At 69.8% G+C, this 17560-nt stretch carries 22 protein-coding genes and 1 riboswitch; of the genes, 11 read left to right on the top strand and 11 right to left on the bottom strand.

Features of this window, described 5'->3' with window-relative positions:
* Positions 1-43 precede the first annotated feature (43 nt).
* Positions 44-811 carry an alpha/beta hydrolase gene (locus ACXJKQ_RS07990; RefSeq protein ID WP_457105233.1) on the top strand — a complete coding sequence of 256 codons (768 nt, stop codon included), beginning with the start codon at positions 44-46 and terminating at the stop codon, positions 809-811.
* 129 nt (positions 812-940) lie between these two features.
* Here ACXJKQ_RS07990 and ACXJKQ_RS07985 read toward each other — a convergent pair whose 3' ends face one another.
* Both ACXJKQ_RS07985 and ACXJKQ_RS07980 read right to left on the bottom strand, forming a co-directional pair.
* Positions 941-1225, bottom strand: a complete 285-nt coding sequence (locus ACXJKQ_RS07985) for a BQ00720 family protein (protein WP_457105232.1) — start codon at positions 1223-1225, stop codon at positions 941-943.
* Positions 1226-1320: 95 nt separating this feature from the next.
* Positions 1321-1749 carry an Hsp20 family protein gene (locus ACXJKQ_RS07980; RefSeq protein WP_457105231.1) on the bottom strand — a complete coding sequence of 143 codons (429 nt, stop codon included), beginning with the start codon at positions 1747-1749 and terminating at the stop codon, positions 1321-1323.
* A 409-nt stretch (positions 1750-2158) separates the two neighbouring features.
* Between ACXJKQ_RS07980 and ACXJKQ_RS07975 the strand changes: the two genes are divergently transcribed.
* From ACXJKQ_RS07975 to ACXJKQ_RS07945, 7 genes are all read left to right on the top strand, one after another.
* Positions 2159-2650, top strand: a complete 492-nt coding sequence (locus tag ACXJKQ_RS07975; protein ID WP_457105230.1) for a hypothetical protein — start codon at positions 2159-2161, stop codon at positions 2648-2650.
* A gap of 80 nt (positions 2651-2730) precedes the next feature.
* The gene (locus ACXJKQ_RS07970) at positions 2731-3207 is read left to right on the top strand and encodes a Tat pathway signal protein (RefSeq protein ID WP_457105229.1); all 477 of its coding nucleotides are present in this window, start codon (positions 2731-2733) and stop codon (positions 3205-3207) included.
* A 131-nt stretch (positions 3208-3338) separates the two neighbouring features.
* Positions 3339-4028 (top strand): MotA/TolQ/ExbB proton channel family protein, encoded by a 690-nt coding sequence (locus ACXJKQ_RS07965; protein WP_457105228.1) that lies wholly within the window; start codon positions 3339-3341, stop codon positions 4026-4028.
* Positions 4029-4082: 54 nt separating this feature from the next.
* Positions 4083-4556, top strand: coding sequence for an ExbD/TolR family protein (locus tag ACXJKQ_RS07960; protein ID WP_457105227.1), 474 nt, complete (start codon positions 4083-4085; stop codon positions 4554-4556).
* Positions 4557-4560: 4 nt separating this feature from the next.
* Positions 4561-5553, top strand: a complete 993-nt coding sequence (locus ACXJKQ_RS07955) for a TonB family protein (RefSeq protein ID WP_457105226.1) — start codon at positions 4561-4563, stop codon at positions 5551-5553.
* Positions 5554-5846: 293 nt separating this feature from the next.
* Positions 5847-6200: a hypothetical protein gene (locus ACXJKQ_RS07950; RefSeq protein ID WP_457105225.1), complete on the top strand. Its 354-nt coding sequence runs from the start codon at positions 5847-5849 to the stop codon at positions 6198-6200.
* A 6-nt stretch (positions 6201-6206) separates the two neighbouring features.
* Positions 6207-6473 (top strand): BrnA antitoxin family protein, encoded by a 267-nt coding sequence (locus tag ACXJKQ_RS07945; RefSeq protein ID WP_457105224.1) that lies wholly within the window; start codon positions 6207-6209, stop codon positions 6471-6473.
* Between the two features lie 32 nt (positions 6474-6505).
* On the opposite strand, the gene ACXJKQ_RS07940 is transcribed toward ACXJKQ_RS07945, so the two are convergent.
* The 3 genes from ACXJKQ_RS07940 to ACXJKQ_RS07930 are packed head-to-tail and all read right to left on the bottom strand — an operon-like array spanning position 6506 to position 8261.
* The gene (locus ACXJKQ_RS07940) at positions 6506-6988 is read right to left on the bottom strand and encodes a YaiI/YqxD family protein (protein ID WP_457105223.1); all 483 of its coding nucleotides are present in this window, start codon (positions 6986-6988) and stop codon (positions 6506-6508) included.
* Positions 6985-7188: a hypothetical protein gene (locus ACXJKQ_RS07935; protein ID WP_457105222.1), complete on the bottom strand. Its 204-nt coding sequence runs from the start codon at positions 7186-7188 to the stop codon at positions 6985-6987. Before ACXJKQ_RS07935 ends, ACXJKQ_RS07940 begins: the two co-directional genes overlap by 4 nt.
* Positions 7188-8261, bottom strand: a complete 1074-nt coding sequence (locus ACXJKQ_RS07930) for an adenylate/guanylate cyclase domain-containing protein (protein WP_457105221.1) — start codon at positions 8259-8261, stop codon at positions 7188-7190. The genes ACXJKQ_RS07935 and ACXJKQ_RS07930 overlap by 1 nt, the downstream gene beginning before the upstream one ends.
* A 288-nt stretch (positions 8262-8549) precedes the next feature.
* Between ACXJKQ_RS07930 and ACXJKQ_RS07925 the strand changes: the two genes are divergently transcribed.
* Positions 8550-9389, top strand: coding sequence for an aldo/keto reductase (locus ACXJKQ_RS07925; RefSeq protein ID WP_457105220.1), 840 nt, complete (start codon positions 8550-8552; stop codon positions 9387-9389).
* 13 nt (positions 9390-9402) lie between these two features.
* On the opposite strand, the gene ACXJKQ_RS07920 is transcribed toward ACXJKQ_RS07925, so the two are convergent.
* The 3 genes from ACXJKQ_RS07920 to ACXJKQ_RS07910 form a co-directional block, all read right to left on the bottom strand.
* The gene (locus ACXJKQ_RS07920; protein ID WP_457105219.1) at positions 9403-10953 is read right to left on the bottom strand and encodes a diguanylate cyclase; all 1551 of its coding nucleotides are present in this window, start codon (positions 10951-10953) and stop codon (positions 9403-9405) included.
* 277 nt (positions 10954-11230) lie between these two features.
* Positions 11231-13411 (bottom strand): transglycosylase domain-containing protein, encoded by a 2181-nt coding sequence (locus ACXJKQ_RS07915; RefSeq protein ID WP_457105218.1) that lies wholly within the window; start codon positions 13409-13411, stop codon positions 11231-11233.
* A 137-nt stretch (positions 13412-13548) separates the two neighbouring features.
* The gene (locus tag ACXJKQ_RS07910; RefSeq protein WP_457105217.1) at positions 13549-13932 is read right to left on the bottom strand and encodes an ATP-dependent helicase; all 384 of its coding nucleotides are present in this window, start codon (positions 13930-13932) and stop codon (positions 13549-13551) included.
* A gap of 197 nt (positions 13933-14129) precedes the next feature.
* Here ACXJKQ_RS07910 and ACXJKQ_RS07905 point away from each other — a divergent pair, with 197 nt between their 5' ends.
* Both ACXJKQ_RS07905 and ACXJKQ_RS07900 read left to right on the top strand, forming a co-directional pair.
* A complete protein-coding gene (locus ACXJKQ_RS07905; protein WP_457105216.1) occupies positions 14130-14480 on the top strand; it encodes a hypothetical protein in 351 nt (116 codons plus the stop codon).
* A 210-nt stretch (positions 14481-14690) separates the two neighbouring features.
* Positions 14691-14936 (top strand): pilus assembly protein PilZ, encoded by a 246-nt coding sequence (locus ACXJKQ_RS07900; RefSeq protein WP_457105215.1) that lies wholly within the window; start codon positions 14691-14693, stop codon positions 14934-14936.
* Between the two features lie 10 nt (positions 14937-14946).
* Here the strand turns inward: ACXJKQ_RS07900 and ACXJKQ_RS07895 are convergent, their stop codons facing one another.
* The 3 genes from ACXJKQ_RS07895 to ACXJKQ_RS07885 all read right to left on the bottom strand — a co-directional run bounded on the left by ACXJKQ_RS07895 (position 14947) and on the right by ACXJKQ_RS07885 (position 17343).
* Positions 14947-16017: an acyltransferase family protein gene (locus tag ACXJKQ_RS07895; RefSeq protein WP_457105214.1), complete on the bottom strand. Its 1071-nt coding sequence runs from the start codon at positions 16015-16017 to the stop codon at positions 14947-14949.
* Positions 16018-16125: 108 nt separating this feature from the next.
* Entirely contained in the window at positions 16126-16500 is a 375-nt protein-coding gene (locus tag ACXJKQ_RS07890) for a restriction endonuclease (protein WP_457105213.1), read from the bottom strand.
* A gap of 12 nt (positions 16501-16512) precedes the next feature.
* The gene (locus tag ACXJKQ_RS07885; RefSeq protein WP_457105212.1) at positions 16513-17343 is read right to left on the bottom strand and encodes an alpha/beta hydrolase; all 831 of its coding nucleotides are present in this window, start codon (positions 17341-17343) and stop codon (positions 16513-16515) included.
* Between the two features lie 111 nt (positions 17344-17454).
* Positions 17455-17560, top strand: a riboswitch (TPP riboswitch).

Genomic DNA, 17560 nt, shown 5'->3' with positions numbered 1-17560 from the left:
GCCGGACTTCTTCCACTCGCGGAGAGGGATATCGGAGCGGACGATGATGGACACGACCCCCGAATTCCTCACCGTCGGGACGGACGACGCCGCCCGGCGCATCGCCGTTCGGGTGCGCGACGGCGCCGGTCCTCCGGTCGTCTGGCTCGGCGGCTTCCGCTCGGACATGACCGCCACGAAGGCGACCGCCCTGGACGCCTGGGCGTCCGAGACAGGCCGCGGACTCGTCCGGTTCGACTATACGGCGCATGGCGCCTCGGAGGGCACGTTCACGGATTGCACCATCTCCTGGTGGCTGGAAGACGCGCGGGCAGTTCTCGACGCCTATGCCGGGACGGCGCCGATCCTCGTCGGCTCGTCGATGGGCGGCTGGATCGCCTGCCTGGTCGCCCGCGACCGGGCCGCCCGGGGGCAGACGACCGCGGGGCTCGTGCTCATCGCGCCGGCCCTGGATTTCACCGAAGAGCTGATCTGGAACCGTCTCAGCGAGGCTGCCCGGGCCATGCTCCTTCGCGACGGCGTCCTCCGGAAACCCAGCGAGTACGCGCCGGAACCGACTCCGATCACCCGGGCGCTCATCGACGATGGCCGGCAGCACTGCATGCTGGGCGGACCGGTCGAGCCGGGCTGTCCGGTTCATATCCTGCAAGGGATGCGGGACACCGATGTCCCCTACACCCATGCGCTGAAGATCCTCGGCCGGCTTCCAGCCGAAGGCACCGTCCTGACCCTCATCGCAGATGGCGACCATCGCCTGTCGCGACCGCAGGATATCGCGCGGCTCGTGGACGCGGTGGACACCATCGCCTGACCGGCGCCGCTGGGGCTCAGATGCGCCGACGCGGCGTCCGCCCGGATCTTTGCTGCGTGAGGATGAAAGCCCGCGTCGCCGGGATCCGCGTCCGCGGATCCCGTTGACCGGACGATCGAGGCGGGCCGTTCAGTGCAGGCTCACCGGCTGGAGATCGTGCGCGAAGGCGTTGGCCAGCACGACGTCGCGGGAATCGGCGAGCATGATCGGCGCGCCGCTTGCCGAGAGCAGGGCGAACAGGTCGAGGCCGGGCGACAGATCGGGGGCCTGCGGGAAGAAGCGATGCACCTCGTCGGACCGTATCGGCCGGACATAGGCGATGTGGCCCTCACCGAGTGCCGCCAGATCGGCCGGCTGGAAATCAGCCGGGTCGAGATCGGCAGGGGTCAAGGGAGACGGATTGGAAGCGAACATCAAGCCCTCCTAGGGTGGCAGAGCGTCTGCCGCCGATCCAGAAGGCACCGGCGGCTCCACACTGATGTGGGGAGCCCGGCCTCCCAATCAATTGGTCAGCCCCGCGCACCGATATCGATCTTGCGCACGATGCGGTCCGGCTCCGGCCGCACAAGGTCGATCGACAGCAGGCCGTGTGCGAGGTCCGCCCCGAGAACCTCCATGCCGTCGGCGAGCAGGAACGTCCGCTGGAATTGGCGCGCCGCGATGCCGCGGTGGAGGAAGTGGCGCTCGCGCTCGTCGACCTGCCGGCCCCGGACGACGAGCTGGCTCTCCTCGAGCATCACGTCCAGCTGATCGCGGGTGAACCCGGCCACCGCGAGCGTAATGCGCAGGCGCTCAGGCTCGCTGTCGGTGCGGGGCAGACGCTCGATGTTGTAGGGCGGGTAGCCGTCGTTGGCGGCTTTGGAGACCCGGTCGAGGGCCTGCTCGATCTCGTCGAAGCCGAGCAGGAACGGGTGCCCGAAGGGCGAGGTTCGCGTCATCGCGGCCGTCATCCACAAAGCGAGGCCTCCGACCCCGGGACGTGCCGCGCCCCCGGGATGCCTGAGCACCTCGTCGACAGGGAGCCCACCGTGGGCAGCGCTCCGCCGGACGAGACGCCGCCGGCAACCGATAGATATGGCCGAGCCCACCGGGGCCATCAAGGGCGGGCGCCGGTGTCATGCGGCCACGACCGATCGCGGACATCCAGGACGTTTCGGCAAATATAACCGGGAGTGTCAGGCAATGACCGCAACGGCCACGCTTTCCTCTAACAATTTGGAACTGCTCTGATTTTCTCCCCGGGCCTTGATCCCGGCCGCGGGCGTGGATACTGCCGCGACAGGCGATGCCCCGACCGAAACGGTCGGTCCGACGCCATCCTTCCTGCGACGCGAGGCACCGCAGTCCATGAGCGCGCCCTTGACCCTGTCGGACCACGCGGCGACCCGACGCGTCGCCGAGGTGTGCGGCGACGAGGCCGACATCCTGGCGTTGTCGGTGGCCCGTTTCGTGGCGGCCGGATACATGACGAGCGACGTCGCCTGTTGGAACGCCGCCTTCGACGGCGCCGAACAGTTGCTCGGCCCCGCGGAGGGGTGCCAGTTCGTGGCCTGCATGGTCGCGATCGTCCGCGCCCTGCGGGCGGAACGCGATGGCGACTGGTCGTTCATGCCGGCGAGCTGCTGCCGGGTGACCGGCCATGAATGCGCGCTGGTGAACCTGATCAACCGGGGACGGCAGCGTCTCTGGACGGATCTCGAGACGGCCGCGGCCGAGATCACCGGGCAGGACGCGGCGCCGCGCCTCGTGGCGGCGGTCCGGGCGGCAGTCGGTCCGCTCGACGCGGCGGCCCGGCGCCTCGCGCCGAGCCAATGCCCCGCGCGCGCCGTGCTGCACTGATCGGCCGCCGGCGATCCATCACACTGGCCGGGGCGGCAGGTGTCGTCGGCCGGCTCGAAGTCGAAGAGGACTCTGGTACGGTGCTTGCCCTGCGTGCTCCCCTCTACCGCCGGCGGATCGGGCGTGTCGCCCTCGACACGGCGGCCTGTTTCGCACTCTCCGCACTCTTGGTCGTATCGGCCCTTGCGCAGGACGCGTCCGAGAAGGCCGCGCCGCTCAAGCTCCAGCTCAACAAGCTCGAGACCGCCGGCGAGGCCTGCCGGATCACCATGGTGATCGACAACGCCAAGGGGACCGGCCTGAAGTCCTACAAGGTCGACCTCTTCGCCTTCGATACGGAGGGCGTCGCGCAGAAGCGTGTGGCGGTCGAACTCGGGCCGCTTCCGCCGCGCAAGACCACCGTGAAGATCTTCGATTTCCCCGGGATCGCCTGCAACAAGGTCGGGCGCGTGCTCCTGAACGACGTGCTGGCCTGTGACGGCGGCGACGCGGCCCGGGAGGGCTGCCTGGAGCGGACCGAGACGGAGAGCAAGGCCGGCATCCAGTTCGACCGCTGATGCGGACGATCTGACGGTCGACGAAACCAAACCGCCCGGCGGCGACGGCCGCCGGGCGGCCTGCGGCTTTCACCGCACACAACACGACGGCGGCGCAGGGCCGCACCAGACCAGGACGCCAGGAGCCCGCGATGGACCCGACACAAGCCCCGATCGAGGCGGCGCACGACTTCTCGTTCCTCGGCCTGTTCCTGCAGGCCGACCCGATTGTGAAGGGTGTGATGATCCTGCTGGTGATCGCCTCGATCGCCTGCTGGACGGTGGTGTTCGAGAAGGTCATCCGGCTCGCCGCGGCGCGGCGCCAGGCCAAGGCGTTCGCCACGCTCGTGCGCTCCGGCGGAAGCCTCGACGGCGAGCACCGCGGCATCGCGGGCCACGTGGTCAAGGCCGCCATCGACGCCTGGCGCGACCAGGATTCCTCCGAAACGCGGGCGGAGCGCCGCGAACGGATCGAGCGGGCGATGAAGGGCGCTCTCACCCTCGAGGTGAAGCGCCTGCGCACCGGCCTGTCGCTACTCGCGACGTCGGGCTCCACGGCCCCGTTCGTCGGGTTGTTCGGCACCGTCTGGGGCATCATGAATTCGTTTTCGTCGATCGCCCGGAGCCAGGACACGTCCCTCGCCGTGGTGGCGCCCGGCATCGCCGAGGCGCTGTTCGCGACCGCGATCGGCCTCGTCGTCGCGATCCCGGCGGTGATGGCCTACAACAAGCTCTCGAGCGACGTGGGCGGCATCCAGAGCACCTTCGCCTCCTACATCTCGGTACTGGGCAACCGCCTCGCCCGCGACCGAGCCGGCGCACACCGCGCCGCCGCCGAGTAGAGCCGCCGGCGCCAGCCCGCACAGAGCCCAACGCAACGGTACCGGAGACGCCCCATGGCGATGGGATCCCTTCGCACGAGCGACGACGACGACTTCGACGACATGCCGATGTCCGAGATCAACGTCACGCCGATGGTCGACGTGATGCTCGTCCTGCTGATCATCTTCATGGTGGCGGCGCCCCTGATGACGACCGGCGTACCGGTACAGTTGCCGAAGACTGCAGCACCCAAGGTCGCGCAGTCGAAGAAGCCCGCCGAGGTGACGGTCGACAAGGACGGCAACCCGTCCATCGCCAAGGAGGTGTTCACGATGGACAGCATCGTGCCGCGCCTGCGCGAGATGGCGGCCGCCGACAAGGATCAGGTGATCCTCGTGCGCGGCGACCGCGACGTCCCCTACGGCAAGGTGATGGAGGTGATGGGCCTAGTCGGTCAGGCCGGCTTCACCAAGGTGTCGCTGATCGCCCAGTCGCCCGGCGGCGCCCCGTCGGCATCGCCCGCCGCCCCCGCAGGGACCGCACGCTGATCCGATGAACATCTCCACGTCGACGGATCTGCCGGCCGGTCTCGGCGAGCATCGGCCGTCCGGGCTGGTCGCCGCCTTCCTGGTCGCCCTGACCCTGCACGCCGCCGTGCTGGCTGCGGTGATGGTCCTGCGGCTCGCGCCCCCCGCGCCCACGGGCGAGCAGCAGATCACCGTCGATCTGGCGCCGCTCATGACCGACGCGGCGACCGAAGCGCCGGCAGAGCAGCAGATGAGCCAGGAGGCGCCTCCGGAGACCAAGCCGGTGGACGCCCCACCGGACGAGGCCGTCCAGCCGCCGCCCCCGCAGATGACCGAGGTGAAGCCGGAAGAGACCCAGGCAGTCGAGGCACCACCGGAGGCCCAGCCGGTCGAGGCGCAGAGCCAGGTCATCACCTCCACCTCCGAAGCCGCGGAGCCCCAGGCTCCGCCGCCCGCCGAGGTCGCCAAGACTGAGGAGCCGCCGAAGCCGGCACCGGACCCGGCCAAGCTCAAGGCCGAGCGGGAGGCCAAGCTGCGCAAGATCCGCGAGGAGAAGCTCCGAGAGCAGAAGCGCGAGGAGGCGCGGCAGGAGCGCCTCGAGGAGATCCGGGAGGCGAAGGCCAAGGCGGCCCGGGAGGCCAAGGCTCGCGAGGCCAAAGCCCAGCAGGGCGCCGAGCGCAGTTCGGCCTCGGCCTCCCGCCAGAACAACGCCGGTCGGGCAGCCGCAGGCAGCGATCCCGGCGCCATGCGTCAATGGCAGGGCGCGATCAGCGCGGCGATCCATGGCCGGATGAACGCGAACGCCGCCGCCGGCACCAGCGGTGGAACGGCCGTGGTCCGCTTTACCGTGATGCGCTCGGGTCAGGTCACGGGCGCGGGTGTGGCCCGCTCCAGCGGCGTCGGCCAGATCGACAGCGCCGCCCTCGCGGCGGTGCGCGGCAGCCTGCCGGCGGCGCCGCCCGGGGTGACGCAGTCGAGTCTGTCCGTCTCCATTCCGCTCAACTTCCGAGTCCGGTGAGCGAGGGCAGCCACCCGTCAGTCTCGACTGACCTCCCATCTGGCCGGCACAGTCTCACGCCGGATACGAATAGTGTGGGTCGTCAGTCCCGGCCCGCGATCACGATTCGCCATTGGCGCGCCGGGCATGCTAAAGCCTCGGTGAACTGGCACTTCATGCGCGTCCCGTGACTGCGCAGAATGGCCGACCATCCGGCCTATCCCCCTCCCCTCGAACAGGCCGGACCCGCTCAGTCCCCGTCCCAGGCAGGATGCGCAGGGTTGGGACTTCTGAGCCGGGCTGAAAGGGACAGGATGAGCGACGACACCGAGTACGACCTCGACGAGGTGAATGCCACCCGCGACGCGGAGGCGGAAGCCAAGACGCGTGCCGATAACCGCGCCGAGCGCGCGGAACGCGCGGAGCGCATGGCCCGCGAGGGTGCCCAGGCGATGGCCGAGCATCACGCGGCCATCAAGGCGGTGGACGAACGAACCCTGAAGCTGCGTTCGCTCCGCCTCGCCAAGGAGGCCGCGGACGCACAGACCAAGGCGGCCGAGAAGGAAGCCAAGGCGGCGGCCAAGGGCGCCTCCAAGAGTGCCTCCAAGGGCACCGCCAAGAGTGCTGCGAAGAAGGCCGCACCGAAGAAGACGACCGCGAAGGATTAGGGGTCGATGTCCGACGACCGCAACCGCCGCCGCTTCACCGATCCCCGCGCAACGGCCGAGGCGGCTTTCCGGGCCGCCACCACACCGAAGCCGGCCGCTCCGCCGCCGGCGCCGCCCGTCGCACGGCCCACCGCGACGATCCCGGGCTCGCGGGAGGTCGTGAGCCTGCGCCTCGACAGCGCCGTGCTGGCCCATTTCCAGAAGGACGGGCCGGGCTGGCAGGACCGCATCAACGAGGCGCTCAAGGCGCTGGTGCCAGCGACCGAGGGCTGATCCACCGACAGGTCGGCGACCACGATCGCGCCTCAGGTCGGTTTCGGCCGTTCCCGCAGGATCCGGTTGATGGCGCGATCGAGGGCCGACAGGAAGGCCGAGCGGTCGGCGCGGGAGAACGGCTTCGGACCGCCCGTGATCGTCCCGGCCTCTCGCAGCGACTGCATCAGGTCCCGTGTGGCGAGGGCGAGGCCAATCGATGACTCGCTGAACGGCTTGCCGGTGAAGGCCAGGACCGTCGCGCCGGCCTTCACGCAGCGGGCGGCCAGCGGCACGTCGGCGGTGAGTACGATGCTCCCGGGTCCGGCCCGCGCCGCGATCCAGTCGTCTGCGGCATCGAGTTCCGAGCAGACCACGATGCGCTCGATCCAGGGTTCGCGCGGCAGGTTCAGCACGCTGTTGGCGACGACGTGGACGGTTAGCCCGTACCGCGCGGCGACCCGGTAGGTCTCGTCCTTGACCGGACAGGCATCGGCATCGAGATAGATCGGCGGTCCCGCCGGCCCGGCGCTCATGGCCGGGGCACGAGCTTCGACGTGAAGCCCGCCAGGATCAGGAGCACCCCCAGACCGAACTGCCAGCGCTCGATATCGCCCCCCACCGACAGCACGACGGCGCGGCCGAAGACCACGAGCCCCAGCAGCGGCAACCCGAAACGCAGCGCCAACTTCGCGGCGACCAGAATGCCGGCGCCTACACCATCGGTCCCGGCCATCAGCGGGCGACCGCGGCGCGCCGGGGCGCCAGATCCGCCACTGGAGCGCTCTCGGCCGGACCACGTTCGAGGGTGGCCACAGACAGTGGCGCGCCGCGCCCGCGGAGCGCATGGGCACCGAGTGAGCGTGCCCGGACCCCGGCGGGCAGACGGGGCAATCGGCCGAGGAGATCCTGGGAGATCAGAATCCCGACGCCGAGGGGCCGGCACAGGGCCTCGATCCGCGACGTGACGTTCACGGCATCGCCAAAATACGCGATCTTGTGCCGGTCCACGCCCACTTCGGCCGTGACGACCGAGCCGCCGTGCAGGGCTGCGCGGAGACGCGGGACCGTCCCGAACCGGGCCGTCCAGGCTCCGGAATCCGCCTCGATCCGGTCGATCACATCGAACAGGCAAGTGACACAGCGCGCGTCCTTGAGCCCGCGCGCCATCGGCCACGTCACCATGGCGAGGTCGCCGACGTAATCGTCCACCGAGCCGCCGTTGCGGCGGACCGGTTCGGCCAGTGCCGCGAACACGGCGCCGAGATATTCCTGGGCGCGCAGGTCACCATGCGCCTCCGCGAAGGCGGTCGAGCCGACTACGTCGAGGAACAGGAAGATGCGCTCCTCCGCCACCGGCTTGTGGTAGCGGCCGATCATGAAATTCACGAACACCTCGCCGCCGACGAGGTCGCGCATCCGGATCACGAAGACGAGCAGGCCCGACACGGCCAGGGCGTAGGCGAGGACCCTTGCGGTCATCCGGGTCGCCGAGGTGAGATCGTCCGGCGTCAGGGCGAAGGCCCACACGACTAGCCCGCCCAGGGCGTTGCCCGCCATGATCATCAGCACGTAGGCGAGTTCCGCGGCCGGAACGTAGAGCCAGGCCGGCAGCCGCCGGATCCGCGCCTGAAGGCCGGCCAGGATCAGCCCGCGGTCGAAGGCCAGCACCGTGGCGCCCATGCACAAGCCGTAGGTGAACCCGGCGAGCGGCGATGCGCCGGCCGCGAAGATGATGTTGTAGAGGAGGCCCGCCCCGGCCGCCGCCAGCAGGATCAGACCCCAGAACATCCGGTGGGCCGGCAGCATCGGCGCGTCTCCAGCATGGCCAACCGATGGACCCCGCCCCGGACCGGGTTTCCGAGGCCCGGCGCAGCGTCCCCGCGCGGGGACGCCCAGGCGCGGCGCGCCGCAGGCTTTCAGGCTTCGGCCTAAAGTTCAGCGCCGCGAAAAGCCGCCGCCCATTGCTCAACGCCCCAAGATGGCGCGAGTAAGGCGTGCCGGGTTGCGGCGCGGCCGAGCGTGACATGCAAGCCGCCCGGAACCCGACCGGATCGCCGCCAGCGACCGTTGCGACAGCGAAGAGGGAGCGCTGCCATGTACGCCAGGAGCTTCGGAGCGACGCGCGTCCCGGTCCCGGTGATCGGCCAGGGCACGTGGCACATCGACAGTTCGGACCGGACTGATGCGATCCGGGCGCTGCGGGCCGGAATCGATGCCGGCATGACCCATATCGATACGGCCGAGATGTATGGCGATGCGGAAGCGATCGTCGCCGCTGCCATCGCGGATTGCCGCGAGGAGGTCTTCCTCGTCTCGAAGGTCGTCCCGGGCAACGCAACGCGCCGCGGCGTTGCGCGCGCATGCGAGGCCTCGCTCCGGCGCCTGCGGACGGATCGACTGGACAGCTACCTGCTGCACTGGCCGGGACAGCATCCCCTCGAGGAGACGATCGGTGGTTTCGAGGACCTGCGCCGGGCGGGCAAGATCCTCTCCTGGGGCGTCAGCAATTTCGACGTCGCGAACCTCGACCGCGCCCTCGCCATCGCGGGGCCGGATCGGATCGCCTGCAATCAGGTGCTCTACCACCTGAACGAGCGGGCGATCGAACATGCCGTGCTGCCCTGGTGCGAGAAGCACGGCGTCGCCATGGTCGGCTACTCGCCCTTCGGCAGCGGTGACTTCCCCGATCCCGCGAGCGCCGGAGGCCGTGTTCTGGAGGGCATCGCCCAGGCCCACGCGACCACGCCCTACGCCGTGGCCCTCGCCTTCCTGACCCGTCTGCCGGGCACCTTCACGATCCCAAAGACCGGCCGGCCGGACCGGGCCGTCGAGAATGCCGGAGCGGCAGATCTGCATCTCGGGACGGCCGAGATCGCCCTGATCGACGCCCATTTCCCGCGCGGCCCGCAGCCGCGCATCCTGCCCATGCTGTGAGGCGTCCGCCTGATCAGGCCCGCCGCGCCAGGGTCATCGGGTCGGCCGAGGGGGCGGCCCGCACGCGGTTGCGGCCAGCCTTCTTCGCCGCGTAGAGGGCGGCGTCGGCTGCGACGAACAGGGCCTCGGGGGGATGTCCCGCGCCCGGATCGGCGCAGGCGACCCCGATGCTCACCGTGGCGAGGCCCCCGACATCGGCTGCAGGCGGGATCCGGAGATTGGCCACCGCCCGGCGGAGACGCTCGGCCGTCATAACCGCAGCCGTCGCATCGAGACCGGGCAGCAGCACCACGAATTCCTCACCACCGATCCGAAAGCTGAGGCCCTGGGCGTCGAGTGCCCTGTGCAGGCAATCCGCCACGGCCTTGAGAACCTCGTCGCCGCGCTGGTGCCCGAAGCGGTCGTTGAATTGCTTGAAGTGGTCTGCGTCGACAATCATCAAGGCCAGCGGCGTCCGGAGTTGCGCGGCCCGCCTCCACTCCGCGGCGAAGTGCTCGTCGTAGCTGCGCCGGTTCGGCAGGCCGGTCAGGCCGTCGGTCCGGGCGAGCACCGCGAGGGCGGCGTTCGCGGCGCGGGTGGAGGCCTCTGTTGCGGCATGGCGCGCCATCTCCCGGTGAAGCAGGATCGTCAGTCCGAAGGTGAGGATGCAGAGGCAGAGGATCAGGACGCCGACGATCGCCGCCTTGTAGATCCAGACGTCGCGAATGCGGTCGACGTTCGTGGCCACGGTCACGATCAGCGGCAGATCGACGAGGTTGGCGAAGCTGTAGAGCCGCTCGACGTCGTCCAGGAACGAGCGCCCCAGAAACTCGCCGCGCGCCTGCGTACTGTAGATCCGATAGCCTGCACTCGCGCTGATGCTCTGACCGAGCGTGCCCGGGCGCGCCGGGGCGCGGATCAGGAGTGTCCCATCTCGATGAAAGACGTTCAGGGCGAGACCGTCCTCGAAGCGCAGCCGGTCGAACAGCGCCTGAAAATGCGCCAGAGCGATCGACCCGGACACGATCCCCGCGAAGGTGCCGTCCAGCGTCCAGATACGCCGGGTCATGCGGATGATCGGCTCCCCGGTCAGACGCGAGGCGGTCGGCCCCGACAGGATCAGGCCCGCATCGGGATCGGAGCGGTGGATCTGGAATTCCGGCAGCGTGCCTAGGTTCGGCCGCTTCTGCTGGTTGGGATCGCTCGTCATTTGGACGTCGCCCGCCGCATCCGTGACGGTGATCGCGCCGAGACCGGAATCCGGGCTGGTGTTGTCGAACAGGGCCAAGCGCTTGAGGCCGGGATCCAGGGTCGCGATGTCCGGGCGGCTCGCAAGGCGCGCGGAACTCTCCAGCGCCAGGTCGTAGGTCCGGAGGCTGTGGCCGAGGCTCTCTTCGACGACGGCTAGGAGATTCGCGGTATTGCGCCGCGCATTCTGCCAAGCGACGGCGCGCAGATCGAGGCACAGGTAGGCGCCGAGCAGGATCAGGCTGAGCAACAGGCACGTGCCGCCGGCTGCGATCAGACGCGAGGCGCGATCGGCGAGGTGGGCTCGGATCGCTGTGGCAGTCGCGCGCAGGACCATGGGCTCGATCGGGCTGCCGACGGCCGCACCGGTGCGGCAGCCGGACTTTCTATCAAGCCGATATTACGTCCCTGAATATTGAAAAATTGGTTATTCGCCGAATTCAAAAGCACTATACCGGTGCTGATAACAATATCCGTCGCGCCATCCATCAAATGAGTAGGAAGGGCTGCAGCGGCGCTTCCGCTCCCGGCGGCCCCAAACCGGGCCTGCATCCGTTCGCAGCGCGGGGAGCGAACCACCCGCGCCGTACGAAACCTGCGACGATTTGGAAGTATCAGTCTCCGAGGCCGAACAACTTCTCGATGAAGTTGCGGTCGTCCTTCTGGGCGCGGCGCCCCGGTGCGGCCGGGCGCGGCGACGGAGCCTCCGGTTCGCCCAGGATCTGCCCGAGGAGGCCGCCCGGCGAGGCCGGTGCGGCGCTCGCCACGGAGGCAGTCGTCTCCGGCGGCCGGCGCCACCGGTTCAGGCCGGGGAGCGGGACCGGCGTCTGTCCCTTCAGCGCCTGGGTCATGTAGGTCTTCCAGATCTCGGCCGGCAGGTTGCCGCCCGTGACCTTCTTGGTCAGCTCGCCGTCGTCGTTACCGAGCCAGACCCCGGTCACGAGGCTGCCGGAGAAGCCCATGAACCACGCGTCGCGGTAATCCTGGGTGGTGCCGCTCTTGCCGGCCAGATCCCACCCGGGAATGTCGGCCTTCTTGCCGGTGCCGCTGACGAAGGTCTCGTGCATCATCGCGTTCATCATGCCGTCGGCATCGGCGCTCATCACCCGGCCGAGCCCGCTGTCGGCCCGCTTGTAGAGCACCTTGCCGTTCTGACCCTTCACGGCGGTGACCACGTAGGGGATCACCCCGGTGCCGCCATTGGCGAAGGCCCCGTAGGCGCCGACCATCTCCAGGAGCGTGACTTCGGACGTACCGAGGGCGATCGAGCCGTTGGCCTGGAGCGGCGACGTGATGCCGAGCCGCTGCGCGGTCTGGACCACGGCCTTCGGGCCGACCTCCTGACCGAGGCGGACCGCGATCGTGTTGAGCGAGTGGGCGAGCGCGGTGCGCAGGGTGACCGGTCCCTCGTAACGGTGGGAATAGTTCTCCGGAGCCCAGTTCCCGATGCGGATCGGTGCATCGTCCCGCACCGTGTCGGGTGTGGCGCCGTGCTCGACGGCGGCGAGGTAGACGAAGGGCTTGAACGAGGAACCGGGCTGGCGCTTGGCTGTGGTGGCCCGGTTGAACTGGCTCTGGGCATAGTCGCGCCCGCCGATCAACGCGCGGATCGCGCCGTCGGGCCGCATCGAGACCAGCGCGCCCTGGCTGACATTGAACCGCGCGCCCTTGGCGTTGAGTTCGTCGGTGAGGGCCTTCTCGGCGCTCGCCTGGAGGCCGGTATCGACGGTGGTCTGGACGGTGATGTCGGTGTCGAATTTGCCGACGTAATCGTCCAGCACGTCCATTACGAGGTCGGCGACGTAGTTGGCCGAGCCGCCGCCGCGGGCATTGGCGGGCTTCGCCGGCTGGGCGAGCGCCACCTTCACGTCCTGCTGCGAGGCGAAGCCGAGTTCCTGCATCGCGGCAAGGACCTGCGCGGCGCGGGCCTGCGCCGCCGGGAGGTTGCGGTTCGGCGCAAGCCGCGAGGGCGCCTGGACGAGGCCGCCGAGCATGGCGGCCTGCGCGAGACTGACCTCCTTGGCGGGCTTGCCGAAATAGCGCTGCGCGGCCGCCTCGACCCCATACGCGCCGGCGCCGAAATAGACGCGGTTCAGGTAGAGTTCGAGGATCTCGTCCTTGGTGTACTTGTGCTCAAGCCAGAGTGCGAGGATCGCCTCCTGGATCTTGCGCGAGGCCGAGCGCTCCGGCGTCAGGAACAGGTTCTTGGCGAGCTGCTGCGTCAGCGTCGAACCGCCCTGCGCCACGCCGCGTCGCGTCAGGTTCTGGCCGATCGCCCGGAGGATACCGACCGGATCCACGCCGAAATGCTGATAGAAGCGCCGATCCTCGATCGCCACGAAGGCGCGCGGCAGGTAGGGCGGCAGCTCCTTGATCGACACCACCCGGCCGCCGGTCTCGCCGCGATTGGCGAGCAGCGAGCCGTCGCTCGCCAGGATCGCGATGTTGGGCGGCCGCTTCGGCACGGCGAGCTGATCAATCGGCGGCAGCTGCGAGGCGTGGTAGGCGATCAGCCCGGCCAGCCCGATCACCGCCCAGAGGCCGAGGACGACCGTCCCGTAGACGATGCGGCCGAGCCACGAGCGCCGGCGTCGGCCGCGGGCTTTCGCCGGCCGTGTCGTCTTGGCCGGCCCCTTGCCCGGCTGCCGCGCCGTCCCGCCCGATCGTTTCGCCACGCCGTCTCCTGCCCCGGGCCGGTCCTCCCGGGACAGGCGCAGATCGAGTTCGCCGCGATCCCGGACGCGCCCCTCGGGCACGTCGAAATTCGGCTCAATCCTGCCCCGACCCTTGGCCATGCATCCCGTCTTCGAATGTTCCGTCGCGGCGCGCATCCCGGCTGCGGCGCAAGACGGTTTCCGCACGCTAAATGCGGCGGTTTAAGGGGCCGTTATCGATGCGTTCGGCACCCGTTCCGGATCCCGGGCGACGTCCCTCACCCGTCGGTCGGCGGGTCGGCAGCCGGCGTGCCGAGCACCCGGCGCGACTCCGCGAGCAGGACCGCATGCCGGGCGGCCTGCGGACCGGAATCCGGCGTCTCGCGGCCAAGCCGTTGGATGCGCGACAGGAACAGGCGCCGACGCAGACCCAACCGGCCGATGCTCATCACCAGCGCCTGCAGGACGAGGCGGACGGCCTCGGTCCGCTCGCGCTCCTCGACGATCGCGGCCGAGAGCACCGCCTCGCGGCGCAGGGCGGCTTCCAGGTCCTCCCGAACGGTCGCGCGGGCGGCCTCGTCCCTTCGCGCCGCGTCGAGCTGGATCCGGCACTGCTGCAGCGCGCTCAGCAGGAGAAGCTCCTGCGCAGACGCATCCCTCATCAAGGCCTCCAGGGGCGCCCTCACCCGCTCGACGACGAGTCGCTCCGCCCGATCCACACGCACCGATGGCCGCCTCGCCGACCGTGGGCCGGGCTGCGAGCCTGCATGGCCGACGCCTTAACGAGCTGAGCCGCTGGCCGGAAGCCGCTCGCCGGATTATTCGGCGTGCCGACCGCAGACCTCGGAGATTCGGGGGTGTGCAGATTCGGATCGCTCTGGCCTTCGGGGGCCTCACGCTGGGGGCCGGCGCGCTGGCGTCCGCTCCAGCCCTCGCCTATCAGCTCGACACTGTAAATCTGGTCGGCTGTGCGCGGGATGGCGGCGTCTGCCGGATGCCTTATCCGACCAACGTCTATTACGGCGTCCCCGGCCGGACGAACGGCAGGCCGTTTCCACAGGGTGGCATGGTGCCCTGCAACAGCCAGACCTTCGGCGATCCCGCGCCGGGTCAGGCGAAGAGCTGTTGGTACGCGCCGCGCATCACGGCAGGCGGTGGCGGCTATCGCAGCGACGAGGACGACGGCCCGCGGCGCGACGCCTACCGCTAAGGCCGCGACTACGACCGGCCGCCGATGTCCTGGCCTTACGACGACGATTATGAACCAAGGCCGCACCGCTACCGGGGTGTTCCGGACGATTATTGATCGCCGGCATCCGGGCAGGCCTCAAATCGTATCTGCCCTGTTAACCCTCATCCCGCATCATCGAATGCGGCGGAGCCCGTGTCCGCGCATGCGCGAGACCGGATGGGGGAGCTGATGTCGGAAAATCGGCGCGGCGCCTTCCGGAAGAACGCCTTCACCTTCGGCACCGTCCTGCTTCCCGCAGGCGAGGTCGGCTGCCTCGTGTGGGACGCCACTGGGACGGGGGCGCAGATCGAGGTGGAGGACGGACAGGTAGTGCCCGACCGCTTCCCGCTGCGCGTATCGGCGGACGCCGAGCCGCGGGCGGCCACCGTGGTGTGGCGGCGCAGCCGCCGGATCGGTATCGCGTTCGAGGTCTGAGGCCGGCGCGTCAGGTGGTCCGCAGGGCCGGCCGCGGGCGCGGAGCGGAGGACACGAGCCGGAACCAACGCGGCCGCACGAACAGCAGGTCGAGCGCCGTGCCGCGCACGAGACGCTCCAGGACAAGCGGCAGCAGCACCGCCATCGCCATCACGGTGAGGCACGCGAGGCCGATATTGGCGACCGCGCCGGTGCGCACGAGCAATTCCCGGGTGGCCGCCATGGGCAACGAGAAGGCGAGATAGATCACGATCGAGCGCTGTCCGCAGGTTCTCACGGCCTCGGCGATCGGACCGCCGGCCAGGCCGATCAGGGAGGCGGCCACCACGATCGCCAGTGCGCCAGCGGCGCCGAGGGCGAGGCTCACGAGGGGCAGGCTGGCGAGGGTGGGATGATCCGGGACAGCCGTCGGGGTCAGCGCGAGCCAGCCCTCCGCAGCCGCCCAGGCGGCGAGGCCGCAGAGGCCGAGGCCAGGGCGCTGCCGCGCGATGTCGGCGAGGCCGAAGATCCGGTCGGCGAACAGGTAGCCCGCTACGAAATAGACGTACCGGGCACAGAACTCCTCGATGAGCGTGGACTCGCTGCGGATGTCGGCGATCTGCAGGAGCGCGGCCGCGACCAGAAGCCCGGAGCCCGGCACGCGGCGCAGGGCCTTGGTGACGACCGAGAACACCGCCAGCAGGTAGATGAACCAGAGGCTGGAATACGGCTCGATCAGGGCGTGGACGAGGTGGGCCGCGAAGGCCCCGGGTCCGGCATCGCCGACGATCTTCCCGTATTTGACGACCGACTGGATCACCAGCCACAGCAAGTAGAAATAGGCGAAGTGGACGACCCGGCGATCGGAGAACAACCGCCAGTCACGGTCGATCACGCGGCCCAGGAACAGGCCCGACAACAGGAAGAAGTCGGGGATCCGGAACGGCTTCGCGAAGGCGACGATCGGGTGGAGGAACCCCTCGCCGCTCATAGCCTCGCCTGTCCCGGTGACGGAATGCATCATCACCACCAGGAGGATGCAGATCCCCTTGGCGATATCGACCCAGGCGAGCCGCCCGCCCGCATCCCCGACCCCAGCCATCGCCACACCCTCGAAACCGGGGCGATCCTGAACCCGCTCGGGTTGACGGCAAGGCCTGCAACAGCCGCGATCTTCGGACGTGCCGAACGGGCGGTAAACGGCGGCCGATCAGATCTTGCGCCGCGCCGCCCGACGGTCGCGGGTCATGCGGGTCGCGGCGTGAAAATCGTCGGGCTTTCCGCGGATCCATACGAGGAACCGACCGATCTCCGGATCGCTCCGGAGGGCCTCCATGTCGGCCAAGCGCCTGGCGATCTCCGCCTCGCTGTAGCGTGCGTGGATCGCCGAATGGCAGATCTGATGCAGCCGGACGGTGCCGTGGTGGGTACCGCCCTTCAGCTTCGGTGTCAGGTGATGGAGGCTGGATCGGGCGCGGCGCGGGATCGGCCGCTCGCAGAGCGGGCAGACCGGATCGGCTGGGCTCTGCCCGCCCGCAGTGTCCGAATCGTCCTCACGCCAGCGTTGCGATCGCCGCCCGACCACGGGCCTCTCCCCCTAAAGCCGCCCATCGGTCAGGTGCGGGCAGGCCGGCCGCACGAGCCGGCCGAACACCTCCGCGGCCTCGCGATCCCGCACACCCAGGATGGAGACGTGATCGCCCGGGACGACGTCGATCCGCGCCCGCGAACCGGCCGCGGCAGCGAGGCCGAAGGCCAATCTGACCGGCACCACCGGATCGTCACGGCCCTGCACGATCAGCACCGGCTCGCTTCCGCCGCGGATGCGCAAGTCCGAGCGGTACGTGTCGCGCAGGAGCCAGGTCGGGACCAGCGAGACATGCAGCCGCACGGCATGGGTCATCGAATCGAATGGCGCCTCCAGGTAGAGCCCGACCGACGACACCCGTTCGGCAACGGCCACCGCGATGGCGGCACCGAGGGAGTGGCCGTGCAGCAGGATCGGCGCGCCGGGCGCCCGTGCCGTGGCGGCCGCCGCGGCCGCCAGACCGTCGCGGATCAACCCGTCCTCGTCCGGGCGCCCGGTCGAGCCCGGATAGCCCCGATAGGCCACGCTGAGGACGCCCCAGCCCTGCGCCCGCCACGGACCCGCGGCGAAGCGCGCCGCGTGCGGTTCCGGGCGGGATCCGTTGCCGTGGAAGGTGACGACCACGCCGCAGCCCGGCCGCGGAGGACGCCAAAGCCCGTGCAGGGTCTCGCCGTCCACCGTCGCGACCGTGATCGCCGCGATCCCGGGAGGCACCGCCACGCGGATCGGCCGACCCTGAGCGCCCGGATAGAGGAAGCGTCGCTGGCCGAGCGCGAGGACGGCACATGCGAGGCCGCCGAACAAGAGCTCGGTGAGCAAGAGACCGGCGAGAAGACGCATGCGGGGTGGAAAATTCCGGGCGCGCGCGGGGTCGGACGAAGGGTTTTCCTGATGTGTTGTCTAAGGCAACCGGGGATGCATTGACAAAGGCGGGCGCGGGACCGAGTCTGGAAACGTTCCGAGGGGAGCCCCGCAGGGGGCTGAGATTGGGCGCATTGCCCTGACCCTTGAACCTGATCCGGCTCATACCGGCGGAGGGACGGGAACCTGCGGCCGC

The sequence above is a fragment of the Methylobacterium sp. P5_C11 genome (assembly GCF_054049775.1).
The sequence above is the reverse complement of the archived record's forward strand: the minus strand, read 5'-3'. Positions and strand labels throughout refer to the sequence as shown.